Consider the following 16,586-nt stretch of genomic DNA (forward strand, 5'->3'; position numbering starts at 1 on the left):
CTCTCCGTTCGCCAGGCCCGGTCCTCCGGGCCGAACCGGCCCCGAAACTGGACCTTGTCCAAAACGGCCGTCAACGGCGCCCTGCTGCTGGCGACCGCCTACACCCTTCTGCCCTTGTTGTGGCTGCTGACCGCCGCCGCCAAGGACACTCCCGACCTGCTCGGCGGCACCACTCTGTCCCCCGGCACGTTCCACCTGGGCCAGAACCTGCACAACCTGGGCACCGCCGAGGACGGAATCTATTTCCACTGGTATCTCAACTCGTTGCTCTACGCGGGGCTCGGCGCACTGGGGTGCGCGCTGATTTCCGTCGGCGCCGGTTACGCATTCGAAGTCTTCTCCTTCCGCGGGAAGGAAAAACTGTTCGGCGCGGTACTGATCGGTGTACTCGTTCCCACGACCGCGCTCGCGTTGCCGATGTACCTGCTGGCCTCGCACGTCGGCATCGTCAATACGTTCTGGTCGGTCTTCGTCCCCAGCCTCGTCAATCCTTTCGGCGTGTACCTGGCGCGGGTGTTCTGCGCCGGGTACGTGCCGGGAGAAGTCCTCGAGGCGGCCCGCATCGACGGTGCGGGCGAACTGCGGACCTTCTGGTCGATCGGGTTGAAGATGGTCATGCCCGGCTTCGTCACCGTGTTCCTGTTCCAGTTCACGGCCATCTGGAACAACTTCTTCCTCCCACTGGTGATGCTGTCGGACAATGACCTGTTCCCGGTCAGCCTCGGCCTGTACTCCTGGAACACCCAGGCGCACGCCTTCCCCGACTTCTCTCCGCTGGTCGTGACCGGATCCCTGCTGGCGGTCATCCCGCTCGTGGTCGCGTTCACGGGCCTGCAACGGCACTGGAAGGCCGGTATGACCGCGGGCAGCGTCAAGTGACCTTCGGCCGCATCGACGACGACCCGGAGACCCGCATGCACACTCCCAGTCCGGCTCTCGCCGCCGCCGCCGCCGGGGCCTCGGGCCGCCGGCCCCGGGCCGTGCTGGCAATGCGCCGCGGGCTCGCCGGCCGGCTCATCGACGAGCGGACGCTGAGCCGGTTCACCGAACTGGCCGACCTCGACCCTGACCTGGTGCTCGACGACTTCGCCACCGCCGCAGCCGCCGCGGTCCTCGCCGAAACCGAGGTCATCATCAGCAGCTGGGGCTGCCCGCCGATCGACTCGTCGGTACTGGCCGCGGCGCCGAAGCTGCGAGCCGTTCTCCATGCCGCCGGCTCGGTCAAGCACCACATCACCGACGCCTGCTGGGAACGAGGAATCCAGGTCACCTCGGCCGCCGACGTCAACGCGCTGCCCGTCGCCGAATACACCGTCGCCGCGATCCTGTTCGCCAACAAGGCAGTTCTGCGGCTGGCCACCGAGTACCGGCGACGGCGCGGGACGTTCGACTGGCTGGCCGAGTATACCGACATCGGCAACCACCGCCGCACGGTCGGCGTCGTCGGCGCCTCCCGGATCGGCCGGCGCGTCATCGAGCTGCTGCGCCCGCACGGGCCCCGGGTGTTGTTGTACGACCCCTACGTCACCGAGGCCGAGGCGGCCAGGCTCGGCGTGCAGCTGGTCTCACTCGATCGGCTCTGCGGTCTCAGTGACGTCGTCACGATCCACGCTCCGCAGCTGCCCGAGACCCGCCACCTGATCGACCATCGGATGCTGGGCCGGATGCGTGACGGCGCGACCGTGGTCAACACCGCCCGCGGATCCCTGATCGACCAGGACGCCCTGGCGCGGGAACTGGTCTCCGGCCGGCTCAACGCCGTCCTCGACGTCACCACCCCCGACGTGCCGCTGCCCGACTCGCCCCTCTTCGACCTGCCGAACGTGCTGCTGACCCCGCACATCGCCGGATCACTGGGCACCGAACTGCACCGGATGGCCGAAGCCATCGCCGACGAACTGGCTCGATACGTCGCCGGAGTGCCCTTCGCCTACCGCGTCGAGCGCGACGAGATTTCCCGGACCGCCTGACCGGCAACGCCCCCGGCTCGAGGAAGAGGAGAACAACCGCATGACCCGCAAGGTGATGGGCATCGTCATGAACGGTGTCACCGGCCGTATGGGTTACCGGCAGCACCTGGTCCGGTCGATCCTGGCCATCCGCGAACAAGGGGGCCTGCCCCTCGCCGGGGGCGAAACGCTCTGGCCGGAGCCGATCCTGCTCGGTCGCGACGCCCGCAAGCTCAAGGCGCTGGCCGACCGGCACGGCCTGAGCGAATGGACCACGTCGCTGCCGGAGGCTCTGGCCCATCCTCAGGCCGAAGTGTACTTCGACGCCCAGCTCACGCAGGTGCGCGAGCCGGCGATCCGCGCCGCGATCGAAGCGGGCAAGCACATCTACACCGAGAAACCGACCGCGGAGGACCTCGACGCGGCACTCGGCCTGGCTCGCCTGGCCCGTGCCGCCGGTGTACGCAACGGTGCAGTGCAGGACAAGCTGTTCCTGCCGGGCCTGCTGAAGCTGAGACGGCTCATCGACGGCGGCGTTCTGGGCCGGATTCTCTCCGTGCGCGGCGAATTCGGATACTGGGTGTTCGAAGGGGATTGGCAGCCCGCGCAGCGGCCGTCCTGGAACTACCGCGCCGAGGACGGCGGCGGCATGACGTTGGACATGTTCCCGCACTGGCGCTACCTGCTCGACAACCTCGTCGCCCCGGTGCGCTCGGTCTACGCCCACACCGCAACCCACATCCCCGAACGCGTCGACGAACAGGGCCGTGCGTACCAGGCCAGCGCCGACGATGCCGCCTACGCGGTCTTCGAACTCGACGGCGGTGTGGTCGCTCAGATCAACTCGTCCTGGACCACCCGGGTGGATCGGGACGAGCTCGTCGAATTCCAGATCGACGGTACCGAGGCCAGCGCCGTGGCCGGATTGCGCAACTGCCGCGTCCAGCACCGCGCCCTCACTCCGAAGCCGGTCTGGAACCCGGACCTGGCGGCCACCGAACGGTTCCGCGACCAGTGGCAGCCCATACCCGACAACGGCGAATTCGACAACGGCTTCAAGGCTCAGTGGGAACGGTTCCTGGCCGATGTCGTTTCCGGCTCGGATCACCCCTGGGATCTGTTCGAAGGAGCCAAGGGAGTCCAGCTCGCCGAGCTCGGGCTGCGCTCGGCCGCCGAAGGCCGGCGGCTCGAGGTCCCGGAGCTGCGGCGGTGACCCGCCGCGTGCACCTGCCCGGGATCGGCCGGTACGAGTTGCGGGACCCGGCACCGTTACCGGTGAGCAGCCGCCCGGCGGTCAGCCGCGTGGCCTTCTCGGCCGCGCACGTCGTGGCCGACCCGCTCGGCGACAACACCCCCGGCGCCCCCGCCGCGGTGGACTGGGACGCCACCCTCGCTTTCCGCCACCACTTGTGGTCCCTCGGGCTCGGCGTGGCCGACGCCATGGACACCGCGCAGCGCGGCATGGGACTCGACTGGGCGGCCACTCGCGAACTGATCACCCGCTCGGGGGCGGAAGCCCGCGCCGCCGGCGGGCGGCTGGCCTGCGGTGTCGGCACCGACCACCTCCTCGGGTCCGGACACTCTCTCGCCTCGATCCAGACCGCCTACGAGCCGCAGCTCGCGGTCGTGGAAGAGGCCGGCGCCCAGCCGATCCTCATGGCCAGCCGCGCTCTCGCCGGCACGGCCCAGGGACCCGACGACTACCTGTGTCTCTACGGCAACCTCGTCAGGCAGGCGACCCGGCCGGTCATCCTGCACTGGCTCGGCGACATGTTCGACCCGCTTCTGGCCGGCTACTGGGGATCCCGTGACCTGGACAAGGCCGGCGAAACGGTGCTGGAGCTGATCCGGGGCAACCGGACGCACATCGACGGCATCAAGGTGTCCCTGCTCGAACCGGACCGCGAGATCGCCCTGCGCCGCGCGCTGCCGGAAGGTGTACGGCTCTACACCGGCGACGACCTCCACTACCCCGACCTGATCCGCGGCGACGACCACGGGCACAGCGACGCTCTCCTCGGCGTCTTCGACCCGATCGCCACGCACGCCGCCGCTGCCCTGTACGCCCTGGACATTGGGGAAACCCAGCAGTACGAGACGCTGCTGAGCGCAACCGTTCCGCTGGCCCGGCACCTGTTCGAAGCACCCACCTACCACTACAAGACCGGCGTAGTCTTCCTCGCGTGGCTCGCCGGGCACCAGAAGCATTTCACCATGATCGGCGGCGCCCAAAGCCACCGATCGGTGCCTCATCTGGCCAAACTGGTGACCCTTGCCGACGAAGCCGGGATCTTTCCGGAGCCAGACCTCACCGCGGCCCGGCTGCACCACTTCCTCGATCTGGTCGGAGCCGGGGCGTGAGCGCACCCGAGGACACCGTGCACGACGATCTCGCTAACCTCTCCTTGAACCAGATCACCACCAAGCGCCGGAGCCTGAACGAAGCGGTGCGAGCGTGCGTGGCCGCCGGGATTCCGGCCATCGGCGTGTGGCGTGATGAAGTCGAGGATCTCGGCACCGCGCGAGCGGCCCGGCTCGTGCGCGACGCCGGGCTTACGGTCACCACGCTCTGCCGAGGCGGATTGCTGACCGCACCCGACCGCCCGTCCCGGCGCGCGGCGGTCGAGGACAACCAGCGTGCCATCGACACCGCGGCCGACCTGGGCGCCAGCACCCTCGTCCTGGTCGCGGGGGGCCTCCCGGCCGGCGCCGCAGCCGGGATTTGCGAGGAGCGCGAGCGCGTATCACCGACCTGCTGGCCGAGCTCGTCTGTATGAGGCCATGACGTTGGTGACGCCGGTGTGGAGCCGGGAGGGTGGTGGCTGATCTCCGGCGGCGGTGTGTGGTCGATGGTAGCTCCTCTCTGTCAACCCGCGGTCGGTGTTGGACCTCGTTGGTCGGCTGTGAGATGGCGGTAGATGACTGCGGCGAGTCGCCGTTTGAGGCAGCGCATGGCTTCGCGGTGTCCTTTGCCGGCTGCGCGTCTGCGCTGGTAATAGGTCCGGGCAGGAGGATGGCAGCGAACCTGGCTGAGCGCGATGAGATGCACGGCATGATTGAGCTGCCGGTCGCCGGCACGGGAAAGACGGTGACGTGTGACATCGCCGGAGGAGACCTCGATGGGCGCGGTGCCGCAGTAGGACGCGAAGTGGTTGGCGCTGGGGAACCGGTCGAGTGATCCGACGCGACCGATGATGCGCGCGGCCAGGATGGGCCCGACGCCGGGCAGCTGGAGCAACGTCGGTTCACTGTCGGAGAGCGCGTCCGACACTCGTTGCTCCGCGGTAGCGATCTTTCTGTCGAGATGGCGGATCTCAGCGACCAGGTCGACCGCGAGAACCCGTCGGGTGGCTCGTGCCCCTTGAGCCCGGCGGATCCGGCCGAGCAGCGCAGCGGCGCGGTCGGCCGTTAACGATCCGGGTGCTCCTCCGTCAAGCAGATGCGACAGGAGAACATGCAATCGGTTGATGATCTGGGTGCGGCGTCGGACGAGCTCGTCGCGGTGTTCGCTCAGCAGCCGCAGGGTGTCGGCTTGATCGTCCTGACGGTGTTGCCTGTCGGCACCGGTGAGTGCGGCGACCGCGACCGAGCGGGCGTCGACCTGGTCGGTCTTGCGGCCGTGCCCGGTGGCCAGTTGACGCACCCGGCTGCTGAGTTTGGACGGCACGTCCACGACGATGATGCCGTCGTCGATCAGTCGCTGGGTCAGCGGTCGCCCGAGGCCGTTGCTGCCTTCGATCGCCCAGCGGATGCCGGGCCAGCGCCGGGCCAGACGACGCAGTTCACGGTAGCCGTCGCGGCTTGCCTGCACTCGGAGTTCTCCGAGCAGTTGGTGTCGGCTGTCGACCACGGCTGCGTACCAGCTGGTCTTGTGCGGGTCGATGCCGATGACCACGTCGCGATCCATGTGTGCCAGATTTCCTCTCGCTGGAACGGAAAGAAGCGAGGAGGGCAGACTGACGTCCGGCGTCGCAGACCTCTCTTGAGCCACTCCGCGCAGCGGGATCGCAGCGGGCGCAAGCTACCATTGAGCCAACCTTCGGTGGCAGGTTGTAGTCGAGCGAGCCCGGCCACGATCCCTTGGCCTCAGACTGCAGCACCGAAGCCCGGATCCATGCCACCACGTCAGTTGTAGTGGATGTTCCAGATGGCCAGGGCTGTGGTGCGGTGGGTTTCGCTGGTCCAGGCGTGGGCGTAGAGGAATTCTTCGGCCAGGATCCGGTTGTAGCGTTCGACTTTGCCGTTGTGGCGTGGGGTGTAGGGGTTGATCCGCTGGTGGCGGGCGCCGCGTAGGACGGTGGCGAAAGTGTTTGCGCGGTAGCAGGAGCCGTTGTCGGTGACGATGCGGTGGATGTGGGTGATGCCGTGGCGGGCGAAGAACGCGCGGGCCCGGTGGACGAACCCGATCGCGGTGCGGGCTTTCTCGTCGGGGAGGGCTTCGGTGTAGGCCAGGCGTGAGTAGCCGTCGACGGCGGAGTGCAAGTAGGTGTAGCGGGCTCGTTGACCTCGGGTTTTGGTGCGGGCGACCTGCCGGTCCTGGTTGCTGCCTTTGCCGTGGACGCGCCAGCCGCCGCCGTCGGGGATCTGGCCGGTCTTCTTCACGTCGAGGTGGACCATGTGCCCGGGCCAGCGGGCGATGATCCGCCTCGGCGCCCGGTTGCTGTCGCCGGTGGGGTCGATGAAGCGGCGCCGGTTGAGCCCCAGGTGCAGCAGGTGCCGTCCGACGGTGCGGGTCGAGATGGTGATGCCTTCGGCGGCCAGTTCGGTGGCGATGCGGCGGGCGGAGTATTTACGGGTCCGGCGTAGCTGCTCGATCCGGGCCACTACCTGGGCGGGGGTGGCGGTGGGCTGGTGGTGCGGGACGCTGGGGTGGTCGAGCAGGCCGGTCTCGCCGTGGCGGCGGTAGCGGTCGACTCATTTGGATGCGCATTGGCGGGAGATGCCCATCTCCGCGGCGACGTGGGCGATCGGGCGGGTCTGGCAGCGCGCGACGAGCCGGCGGCGGCCCTCGACAGACAATGGGGCGTTACGGTGGTGCATGGACGGGTCTTTCTCTTCGGCGTGATGAGTGGGTCGCACTTCTCATCCTGCCGCCGAAAGGACCCGTCCCTCGTCTCAGGCCCTCGCCCGCGTCACCAACGTCACGACCCGCAACAGCTAGCTCGCCAACTTCATGGTGAGGAGACGGTGCCCAGTCTCCATCGTGAGGCTCTGTCGGCGGGCACCGGGCTGGCGGACGCTCTTGCTGCCCTTGGAACGCTTCGCAGGCGCCTTTGCGCCGCTCCGGAAGGAACTGTTGATTTCGGCAAGTTCTGCGGATAGCGCCCGGCATGATGCGCATACGTCGAGGTGTGTTTCAACTTCTTCGGTCTGCCGCTTGGTCAAACCATCTCGTGTCCAAGATCCGAGCACCTCGATCGTCGGTCCGCACTGCTTCGTCTGAGCTGCAGCCAAATGAGCCTGCAGATACCCCTGACGGAGAGCTTCCCGAGCTCGGTATGCCAAGGCCGACAATCCGTTGGGTGTGAGTCCGAGGCTCGGCGCCACTTCCGCTGGTGTGCGCCCTTCGACCTCGGTGAGCCACAGCACCTTTCGCCAGCGATCGGGCAGTCCGACGAACGCCCTTCTTGCGAGAACTCTTTCACTGCTTGTCATCACGGTGTCATCGAAGGGGACGCTGACAAGGGTGGGATCCACCGCTTCTGCGATGTCGTCGGACAGTTCGACACGGCGTTCCTTGCGAGTCCTGTCGTATGCCATGTGCCGAAGCGCTGCGAGGAGATAGGCGCGGAACGCTGAGTCAGGACCACCGCCGGCGCGGAGAATTTGGAGGACCCTGATGAACGCTTCCGAAACGAGGTCGTCGGCTTCGGTCGCTGTCCGGGAAAGCTGGCGAGCAAGGTTACGAGCCGAGACCACGTGCCGTGCGTAGAGGTCGCCGTACGCCGCAATGTCTCCACGACGTACGGCTTGGATCAATCGAGCATCGTCACCACCATGAACGTCACAGGTCGACCGGACAGCTCCGCGGGAAGCGCTCGGACCGGAAGCTGGTGGCCTGGATGGTTGTGGCTGCTGGGCTGGGACGAGTAGCTCGGGTGCTCGCACTTCTCGCTCGGAAGCACGAGTGCGACGGCCCCCGCAGTGGCGTCGCGGGCTGCCAAGGGAGTCGAGTTGACCTACCTGTTCGCTGCGGCCCTCTACGAGACTGGCGGCCATAACCGCACTCCATTTCTGATAGCTTTCATGAGCTCGCGGACTTGATCGCCGGAATCAACATGGTCTGCTCTTCTGGGCGTTCCGGCGGAGCCTGCTGATCTTGAGCAGCGAGCTCGTGCCTGTCCGTTCCCGGCGGAAGAGCCAGCAGAGACTCGGAGAAGGCCGGGAACAGGGCAACCATTGCGCGGACACAGCACAGTGGACAGAGGTTGTCCGGCACCGGCGGCCGCTGCTCCCAAATCTTTTCGATTGGAAGGCTGCACAGGCCGTAGAACTCGCTGTGGGGCCAGACGACGTGCACGCGTCCGGCATAGTGATCCGCTGTTCCGCCCTGCTGGTTGGTCCCCCAGTACAGCAGTGGTTCAGGTCCTTGCTGTGGCTCGGCCATGACTCACCGGGCCGATCTAGTTGGACAGTCGCGGCGGCGAGCAACGGCGGCCGGGAGCCTGTCTTGGCCGACAACACTATTCCTGTGACCTGGTTGTTGACGGCAACTCGCCTTGACAGGCCTCGCGGTGTCGAAAGCGCTCTCTCGCAGGGTGACCGTTGACAGGGCAAGCGGGGACTGGGAGAGCAAGATCGCTGGGCTCATCATCGATGTCCTTTCGTCGCTTGCTCGACGCAGGCCGAGTCGGTTTCGGGAACCGGTGTGCCGGGATCCAGGTCGGCGCCGGATCGGCACACCCGGCGATCGAGGGGCCTTGGCCGCCGCCGACGTCGCCGGCGTGAGACCCGGTCACCGTCCCGCGGAGGCCATGGCCCTCGTGGTAGCGATCACAGTCGTCTGCGGCGGGAAGTCCTTCAGTGCGTTCGGAGCGCACTCCCAACACCAGAGACCGAGTCGCTCGTCGTCTGGGGATGGCGAGACGATGTTGTCGCCTTCGGGAGCGGCCGACACTCCCAGCCGAAGAAGGTCGGCTTGGACACGCCGACCGAGTCCGAGCGGCATGGTGATCGCGCCCAAGAGCCCACCGACGGGCATGAGGATGCGCTGCGTCGAGCGGTCAACGGTGGCTGGTAGCCCGTATTCGCTGCGATAGGAGTTGCAGCGTTCTTCGGAAGTCAGGTCCGAATGTGCGACTGGAGTGCGAGTGGTCGACGTTGTCACGGCGAGCCACCTCCTTCGACAGAGCAGGGGGGTCAGGCAGCGCCAGTCAAGTTGCACTGCGGCGATGTGCCACGCGGGGTCGCTCGGCGGCGAGCCGTCGAGCGGCTTGTCGGCACTGCGTGCCGGGGGCTGCGTGACCGGGCGACAGGTTGATCAACACCCTGGGGGCGAGGGTGGGGCCCGTCGTCAGCGGTGCCTCGGGGCGCGGGCTCGGCGGTATGTGTTCACGGCAGCGTCGGACTCGACGCCGCTCGCCTACGTACCACCAGCCGGCACCGACTCCGGCCACGCAGCCCGCCATGAGAAGGAGCGCCGCTGCGATCGCCAGCCCAGACCCCCACGACATCTGAGTGGGGGCTTGTATGGCACTGGGGGCGACCACGGCCGTCGCAGCTGCGATGTTAACTTGTGTACTCATCGCTCTGCGCTCCTCTCTGGCCTGGGGTGCTGTCGTGTCGATGCCTGAACCGTAACTTGTGTACTCAGATTAACTAGCCGACCGATCGGGTGAATTGCGGATACGCTATGCAACCAGACACCCTGTGGAGGTGGAGGAGTCCGTGAACCAGCCGCGCCGGGAGCTGCCTCCGGCTGTCATGAAGATCGTGCTCGGCAACCAGCTCGCCCGTCTACGTGAGGCAGCTGGCGTCACGCAGGAAGACGCGGCCGGTGTCCTCGGATGCACCCAGCAGAAGATCGCTCACATCGAGGGCGGCAGCGGCATCCAGTTGATCGAGCTGAATGCTCTGCTCGATCGGTACGCCGCGAACGAAGCTGACCGGGCCTACACGCGAGACTTGCAAGCTGAGAGCAAGCACCGCACGAAGCGTGGCGCCTTCAGTACCAGGTTTCGCCAGTACCTGCGCTTGCTGGTCGACATGGAACCGAGCTGCAACCGGTACTTCGCGTACCAGGCCCTCGTCGTCCCTGGGCTGCTGCAGACTGAGGACTACATGCGAAGGAACGCGCGGGCCTGGCGGCCCTCGCTGTCGCCCGAGGAGATCGACAAGTACGTCGCAGACCGCATCGCCCGGCAACCCGTACTGGACCACGTCGACCAGGAGTTCTGGTTCATTATCGACGAGGCGGCCCTGCGCCGGACCGAGGGCGGTCCGGTCATGAAGGCCCAGATCATGAAGCTCGTCGAGATCATCGACAGGCCGAACATTGAACTCCAGATCGTGCCGTTCAGCGTCGGCTACTACATGGGGCAAGGCCACGACTACACGATCTTCGGCTATGACACGAAGCCGGCGGTTGACATCATCTACCTGGAGCAGCATGACGGAGGGGAGTACGTCGAGAACAGCAAGAGGACGGCGCGGTACCTGACTCTCTGGGACCACCAGCGGGCCGCGGCCAGCGGGCCCGAGCAGACGCGACGGACCTTGCTGGAGATCGCCGCGTCGTTGTAGCTGACCTGCGATTTGAGATCGAAAGGGCACGAGGAAGCAGATGAACATCCAGGACGCAAACAAGCGCCACCTCGACACCAACTTCACCAAATGGCAGAAGTCGCCCCTGAGCAATCCTCCGGACAACCAATGCGTCGAGGTGTCGTTCAGCAGCAACGCCGTCGGGTTGCGAGACAGCCGGAACCCGGACGGCCACGTGCTGGTCTTCGATTTCGGAGAGTGGGAGGCGTTCCTCGGCGGAGCCGCGGCCGGGAGCTTCAACCTGCCGAAGAACCAGTAGTGCGCCCGGGCGGCGATCCCATCGCCGCCCGCAGGCCAGCACCCGGTTGTCTTCAGTCACAGTCTTTGGTATCCCTGCGTTTGCGCTGGTAGCGGTCCAAGATTGATCGAACCCCTACCACGGGAGAAGGACTACCGTCCAGAACCCGTCCGCTACCCGCCCATGTTCCCGCCAACGTCGCGCTCGGTTACGTCAGCTCCTACCCTCGGGCAAACGAGATCACCAAGTCGATCGGAGGTTGATGCCGTGGGGACACGTCGAACATCGGCGCCGAAGCACCCTCCAAACACGCGGCTGCGATGGCAACGGCTTCAGCGTGGTTGGAGCCAAGAAGAAGTCGTCGAACAGATCAAGCGGAGCTTGGAGCAGGCCCATGAAGGCGAGTGCGGCCTAAACGCCGACACCGTGCGACGTTGGGAAACCGGCGACCGCAAGCCCGACCCGCGCTACCAGAAGCACCTCGTGCTGGTCTTCGGGCTACCGGCCAGCGAGCTCGGCCTGCTCTCGGCCACGGAGATGGCACTGTACCCCGCAGATCCGGCGGTGCCTGCGCCTGCGGCCAACATGCTCGTCAACGAGCAATTCATCGACGCTGTCGTGAAGAAGGTGATAATGGTGCTGCTGGGCAGCAACGCTGAGTTCAGCCGGCCGATGTTCTTGAAGGGCCTGCTCGGGGCGAGCCTCGCAGCACTGCTCTCGAACGACATCTCGATGCCCGACGGTGTCGAAGCGCTTGCCCGTAAACAACGGACGCAGTTGGATTCGCGAGCAGTCGACGCGTTCGCTGCGATCACCGCCTCTCATCGTGCTTTGTACTGGACGAGCGCTGCAGTTGAACTTTTGCCCTCGGTTACAGCTCATGCTCGCCTCGGCGAAAGCTTGATCAAGTCGACTTCGGAAGCAGACTCGCCGCATGCTCGCCGGCTAGCTTCTGCCGTCGCCGAGTCCGCGCTCCTCGTTTCCCGACTACTGTTTTTCGACCTGGGCCAAGAAGACGCGGCCGAACCGTTCTTCCAGCTTGCCGAGGACGCGTCTGCCAGCTCGCTGGATCACCCCTTAGCGGCTGCGGTACTGGCGCACCGAGCGTTCGTCCCAGGCTTCGCCGGTCAGGAACAGCCCGCCCGCCACTACCTGTCGGCCGCTCATGCCCACGCACGGTACGGGGCGGGGCCGCTGCTACGGTCGTGGCTGCACTGCGTCGACGCCGAGGTATCCGCCCGCGTTGGCCAGTCGAGTACCAGCCTTACTCGTGTCCGTTCTGCCGAGGATGCGCTGGCGAGCGCCGGAGCCGACCCCGGCTGGCTCGACTTCTTCGACACCTCTCGACTCGACGGCTTCGCCGGCAACGCCTTGCTGCTGGCAGGCCGAACCCGCGAGGCAGCAGGCCGGCTCCAGAGCGCGTTGGACAGCCTCTCCGAGAGCGCCATGAAACAGAGGGCCGTCCTGCTGTTCGACCTCGCCGCGGCGCAGGCATCGATCGATCCCGAACGCGCCGTCGCAACCGTCCGACAAGCATGCGACCTGGTCAGTAAGGCTCCTTACAGCACCGCGCTCCAACGCGTGCCCGAAGTTCGTGCGGCTCTGAGCGCTACGCCCTACGCCGACGAGCTGGATGAACGAGTCCGAGCAATGACCGGACTGGCCACCAAGGCTTGATCAGCTGCCCTCGGCGTTGTGGGCGGCAACGCGCGCAGGCAGTTCAGCGAGACTCGTCAGCTGGAACAGGCAGCGCTCCTCGACCTCGGGCATTCGGAGGATGTGTCCCCACGGTCCGCGGCGGACGAGCGCAGTCGAGATGCCGGCCTCCTGGGCCGGTCGGACGTCGTTGTCCAACCGATCGCCGACGTACAGCACCGAACTCGCTGGGCCCCCGGCCTCCTCGATGACCCGATCGAAAAATTCGGGTGATGGCTTCTCAACGCCCCAACCGTCGGAAGTACCGATGACGTCGACCGGCAGTTCTAGCGCTTTGAGGATCTCCTCCGCCCGTGCGGTTTGGTTTCCGGCCAGGCCGACCTGAAGGCCGGACTCCTGGAGCTCCCGCAGGCACGGCCGCACATCGCTGTACAGGTTCTCCTCGGCGAAGGTCTCCGGCTGGCCCGCAGCGGCCCGTCGCTCGCGTTCCACGGCGAGGTCGAAACCAGGCTTGAAGACCTGGAAGGTCTCTCGGTAGTCCTTCCCCTGAGCAATCACGGCGCCGAAAACAGCCGAGAACGTGTGACGAGGCACTCCAAGCCAGTCAGCCCAGGTTCCGTACTCGCGGGTTTCGTCGACCAGTATCTCGCCCACGTCGAAGAAGACCGCATCGATCCTTGCCACGTGAAGATCCTTCCTGTCCAGCACGACGGTCACTGCCATGGTGCCCGATGTGGTTGCGCCAATGCTTGGGAGGTTGCACTGCGGTCGTCCAGCGGACGTGTTGTGGACGGTACCTCGTGCCGACGTTGGCGATTTGACTATGCGTCTCGGCTCATGCACTCAACGTTATAGAAGATGTCTGTTGTATCGGGCACGCAAGGCCCTCGGCCTTCGTGGCCTGCAGTCGCGCGCGTCGACCTGGTCACGCTCTCATGAACGCACCGGCTGCGGCGAGGGACGCCCCTCGACCTCGCCGCAGCCGGTTGCCCACTCCAACGACGACGCAGGACGTCCTGCATTCCACCTGGGACCACCTTCTCGCCAGAAGGGCAATCAGGATCGTGACGAGTACGTTCGACGCGGCACGCCTGCTCGACGTTGCGCTCGGCGCTATGGACAAGGCAATCAACATCCTGATGCGCGACCAAGCCGGCGAAGTTCGGGCCAAGGGCGATCGCGATCTGGTGACCGACGTCGAGCTAGCCATCGAACGCCTCGTACGAGACCACCTTCAGGATCAGACACCGGACGTCGGCTTCGTCGGCGAGGAGACTGGGGCGACCGGCAACCCGGACGTGTACTGGGTCCTCGATCCCGTTGACGGGACGGCCAACTTCGTCCACGGGGTCCCGTTGTGCGCGGTGGCTCTCGGGCTCGTCCACGCGGACCAACCCCTTCTCGGCGTCATTGACACGCCGTTCCTCCACCACCGGTACTGGGCAACGATCGGCCACGGGGCTTTCCGAGACGGCGACCTGATAGCCGTCTCGCGCACGAAAAACCTCGAGGACTCACTGATTTCTCTTAGTGATTACGGATCAGGAGAGGGAGGTGTAGCGCGAACGAGGGCGTCCGCCAGGTTGGACCAGACACTTTCTCGACGCGCACAACGAGTTCGACGACTTGGGTCATCGGCGCTCGAGCTGGCCTGGGTCGCAGATGGCACTCTCGACGCCAGTCTCACGCTTGGCAACCGCAGCTGGGACACGGCGGCCGGAGCGATCATCGCCCGCGAAGCCGGCGCACTCGTCGTTGACGCGGACGGTAGCCAGCACAACACTAGTTCGCGTTGTGCCGTTGCGGTGACCCCGAGCTTGGCGGACACGCTGCTACCTCTTCTGCGCATCCTTTGCGGTACCCGATACTGGCCGATCTCAACATTCGAAGGCGAAACGGCCTCAACTGCGTGGCCTGCAGAGACCCGGCACCGGCGTAGGCGACCGGTGCCGGAGCGCCGCCGATGATTCGTGGGGAGGCTGTGGCGGCTGGCGGTGGTGCGGTGTCTGCAGCGGTCGCGGCGCAGACCCCTACCAGCATGGGAAGAAGCGCCAAGGCAGTCGCGAGTGTCGTTCTGAAGCGCACGAGGAAAAAGATCCTTTCTCGGTACTACTTACAAGTGCTGTCGCGCAGATGCGACGCGCCGGCTGCGGCGTGGATGCCTGGCCACGCACGAGGACTGGTTTGTGCGTAGCCAGGCACCACGGAATCCCGTGAACCAAGGAGGCCGACTTCTTGACTTCGCAGGTGCACGGAAGCTGAAAGACCAACCCCGGGTGGCTGGTCGAGTCCGGCCGATGCCGTCGGATAGGTATTCGTGTGACGGCAACGGTTCGGGCTCTCTGATCATTCACCTTATCGGGATACGGACGGTCGGTCGGGAATTCAAGTACCTGCCGGCCGCCAGGGAGGTTCCGGTAAGTCGCTGTCTGGTGCGGGTTTTTGGGCGAGGACCGCGGCGGTAAAGCTGCCGCAGACCGGCGCGTCGGTGAGTGGCCCGTCGGGATACCAGGTGAACGCTGGGACGATTCCGGGTGGCAGCTCGACCGTGCCGTCAATCATCGTCCTGATTTCGTGGCCGGTGGCGAGACTTCCTGTGCCGGGACCGTGGAGCTGCAACGTCTCTTCGAATTCACGAGCCTGGGCAGCGAGGTCGGGGTGTTCGGGCAGCAGCAGGTGCGTCATGGCCAGGAACCCGCCGTCAGGCAGCCGTGCGAGATGGCCCTGCACGACGTGCGCGACGTCGGCACGGCTGCCGCCATGGAAGGACATCACCCCGCCTAGCAGCAACGCCACGTGGTCGTAGCAGAACGAGATCAGTCCCGGGTTTTCGCTGCCAGTATTGTAGAGAGCATCCCACATCGCAGTTGGGTCCCAGGGATCGGCGTCGACGACGTAGACGCCGTTGTCGTTGTCGGCGATCGTGCGTAGCTCGGCGAGGGTGAGTGGGTCGCGTTCGACGTAGATCACACTGGCACGGGTGGTGTTTTGAGTGCGGCTACGGTTGTTCGCCTCGCCACGGCGGACGTGGGAGTGCAGGTCGTCGTCACCGGCGATGTGGGGCAGCCCGGCGCCGGCGACCACGATGGAGCTGACGGACTGGTGGGCGACGAGGTAGGCGGCGACGCGGTCGAGGAACGCACGCTCGGAGCGGAACACGAACCCTGCGTCGTGCACACGGGCGGTCATTCGACGGGCGGCGTCGCGTTCGTTGATGTGAGCGAACTTGACGGACGCAACGGAGCGACCATCGCTGTTTTTGGCTTCGCGGAAGGCATCGAATAGGTAAGCGAGGTTGATCCTGTCCTGGTCAACTCCGCAGGGCCGCCACCACGGCGCACGGTCAGCGGGCTGATGGCTAGTGCTGTGCGGTGTCGCTTTTGTTGATGTCATTGGTGTACTGGTGCCTCGGTGGAAAGCTGGATAGTTGGGTGCGCGATACTCAGGCGGCATCGATCCGCGAGGTTCGCGAGGTCTACGGCCCTGAGCCAGAAAAACGGTGCTTCGCCAGCTCGCAGCTCGTCTCCGTGCCCAGCGAGCGCGTCCGCCAGACGCAGGATCTGCCGCGCGTCCCGCAGATCCCGGTACCCGTTCTCCAAGCCCCACAGGTGTGACTTAGAGATCCGCGCCCGCCGGGCTGTCGTGCCCGCGCGCTCGCCCTGTTCCTGACGTCGGTCCCGTAACCAGCGCCCCACCGGCATTCCGTTCACTGGTCCTCCAGCCTGCGGAAGTCCCACACCGCGCGGATCACCAGCTCCTCGCGCGACACACCCAACCCGTCCGCGATCTTCACCGCGGTCTCCACCTGAGTCAGCGCATGCCGGCCAGTCTCCAAGGCTCCCAGCGTGCCCGCCGACAACCCGATCCGCCTGGCCGCAACCCTCAGCGGGAGGTACGCGCGTTTGCGGCGCCATCGGATCCAGCCACCGACCATCCGCGTATCCGGCACCGGCACCGGCTCCTCCGGCCCGCCGAGGACC

15 protein-coding genes and 1 pseudogene are annotated in these 16,586 nt (G+C 66.2%); 9 read left to right on the top strand and 7 right to left on the bottom strand.

Features of this window, described 5'->3' with window-relative positions:
• Positions 1–54: 54 nt before the first annotated feature.
• From C2L59_RS13230 to C2L59_RS13250, 5 genes are read left to right on the top strand one after another with little or no spacing between them, the layout of a single operon-like run.
• A complete protein-coding gene (locus C2L59_RS13230; protein WP_199199062.1) occupies positions 55–879 on the top strand; it encodes a carbohydrate ABC transporter permease in 825 nt (274 codons plus the stop codon).
• 35 nt (positions 880–914) lie between these two features.
• Positions 915–1,970 carry a hydroxyacid dehydrogenase gene (locus tag C2L59_RS13235; RefSeq protein ID WP_103349912.1) on the top strand — a complete coding sequence of 352 codons (1,056 nt, stop codon included), beginning with the start codon at positions 915–917 and terminating at the stop codon, positions 1,968–1,970.
• Positions 1,971–2,010: 40 nt separating this feature from the next.
• Positions 2,011–3,162 (top strand): Gfo/Idh/MocA family protein, encoded by a 1,152-nt coding sequence (locus C2L59_RS13240; RefSeq protein ID WP_103349808.1) that lies wholly within the window; start codon positions 2,011–2,013, stop codon positions 3,160–3,162.
• Positions 3,159–4,310, top strand: coding sequence for a dihydrodipicolinate synthase family protein (locus C2L59_RS13245; protein ID WP_103349809.1), 1,152 nt, complete (start codon positions 3,159–3,161; stop codon positions 4,308–4,310). Before C2L59_RS13240 ends, C2L59_RS13245 begins: the two co-directional genes overlap by 4 nt.
• The gene (locus tag C2L59_RS13250) at positions 4,307–4,726 is read left to right on the top strand and encodes a sugar phosphate isomerase/epimerase (protein ID WP_158263069.1); all 420 of its coding nucleotides are present in this window, start codon (positions 4,307–4,309) and stop codon (positions 4,724–4,726) included. The genes C2L59_RS13245 and C2L59_RS13250 overlap by 4 nt, the downstream gene beginning before the upstream one ends.
• Positions 4,727–4,815: 89 nt before the next feature.
• On the opposite strand, the gene C2L59_RS13255 is transcribed toward C2L59_RS13250, so the two are convergent.
• The 4 genes and pseudogenes from C2L59_RS13255 to C2L59_RS13270 form a co-directional block, all read right to left on the bottom strand.
• The gene (locus C2L59_RS13255) at positions 4,816–5,856 is read right to left on the bottom strand and encodes an IS110 family transposase (protein WP_103349810.1); all 1,041 of its coding nucleotides are present in this window, start codon (positions 5,854–5,856) and stop codon (positions 4,816–4,818) included.
• A gap of 221 nt (positions 5,857–6,077) precedes the next feature.
• A pseudogene (locus C2L59_RS13260) lies at positions 6,078–6,989 on the bottom strand (IS481 family transposase); the annotation flags it as partial.
• Positions 6,990–7,106: 117 nt separating this feature from the next.
• A complete protein-coding gene (locus C2L59_RS13265) occupies positions 7,107–7,928 on the bottom strand; it encodes an RNA polymerase sigma factor (RefSeq protein WP_233223456.1) in 822 nt (273 codons plus the stop codon).
• Positions 7,929–8,193: 265 nt separating this feature from the next.
• Positions 8,194–8,556, bottom strand: a complete 363-nt coding sequence (locus C2L59_RS13270; protein ID WP_146060364.1) for a hypothetical protein — start codon at positions 8,554–8,556, stop codon at positions 8,194–8,196.
• A gap of 1,268 nt (positions 8,557–9,824) precedes the next feature.
• Here C2L59_RS13270 and C2L59_RS13280 point away from each other — a divergent pair.
• From C2L59_RS13280 to C2L59_RS13290, 3 genes are all read left to right on the top strand, one after another.
• Positions 9,825–10,691: a helix-turn-helix transcriptional regulator gene (locus C2L59_RS13280; protein ID WP_233223457.1), complete on the top strand. Its 867-nt coding sequence runs from the start codon at positions 9,825–9,827 to the stop codon at positions 10,689–10,691.
• Positions 10,692–10,731: 40 nt separating this feature from the next.
• Positions 10,732–10,971, top strand: a complete 240-nt coding sequence (locus tag C2L59_RS13285) for a DUF397 domain-containing protein (RefSeq protein WP_103349814.1) — start codon at positions 10,732–10,734, stop codon at positions 10,969–10,971.
• Positions 10,972–11,331: 360 nt separating this feature from the next.
• The gene (locus tag C2L59_RS13290) at positions 11,332–12,627 is read left to right on the top strand and encodes an XRE family transcriptional regulator (RefSeq protein WP_103349815.1); all 1,296 of its coding nucleotides are present in this window, start codon (positions 11,332–11,334) and stop codon (positions 12,625–12,627) included.
• Here the strand turns inward: C2L59_RS13290 and C2L59_RS13295 are convergent, their stop codons facing one another.
• Positions 12,628–13,323 carry an HAD family hydrolase gene (locus C2L59_RS13295; RefSeq protein ID WP_233223458.1) on the bottom strand — a complete coding sequence of 232 codons (696 nt, stop codon included), beginning with the start codon at positions 13,321–13,323 and terminating at the stop codon, positions 12,628–12,630.
• A gap of 347 nt (positions 13,324–13,670) precedes the next feature.
• On the opposite strand from C2L59_RS13295, the gene C2L59_RS13300 reads away from it, so the two are divergent.
• Positions 13,671–14,573 (top strand): inositol monophosphatase family protein, encoded by a 903-nt coding sequence (locus C2L59_RS13300; protein WP_233223459.1) that lies wholly within the window; start codon positions 13,671–13,673, stop codon positions 14,571–14,573.
• A 418-nt stretch (positions 14,574–14,991) separates the two neighbouring features.
• Here the strand turns inward: C2L59_RS13300 and C2L59_RS13305 are convergent, their stop codons facing one another.
• Together C2L59_RS13305 and C2L59_RS47460 are read right to left on the bottom strand one after the other, a co-directional pair.
• Positions 14,992–15,999, bottom strand: coding sequence for an SAM-dependent methyltransferase (locus tag C2L59_RS13305; RefSeq protein ID WP_158263070.1), 1,008 nt, complete (start codon positions 15,997–15,999; stop codon positions 14,992–14,994).
• Positions 16,000–16,312: 313 nt separating this feature from the next.
• Entirely contained in the window at positions 16,313–16,561 is a 249-nt protein-coding gene (locus tag C2L59_RS47460; protein ID WP_158263071.1) for a helix-turn-helix domain-containing protein, read from the bottom strand.
• Positions 16,562–16,586 lie beyond the last annotated feature (25 nt).

The organism is Amycolatopsis sp. CA-128772, from assembly GCF_002904295.1.
GTDB lineage: Bacteria > Actinomycetota > Actinomycetes > Mycobacteriales > Pseudonocardiaceae > Amycolatopsis.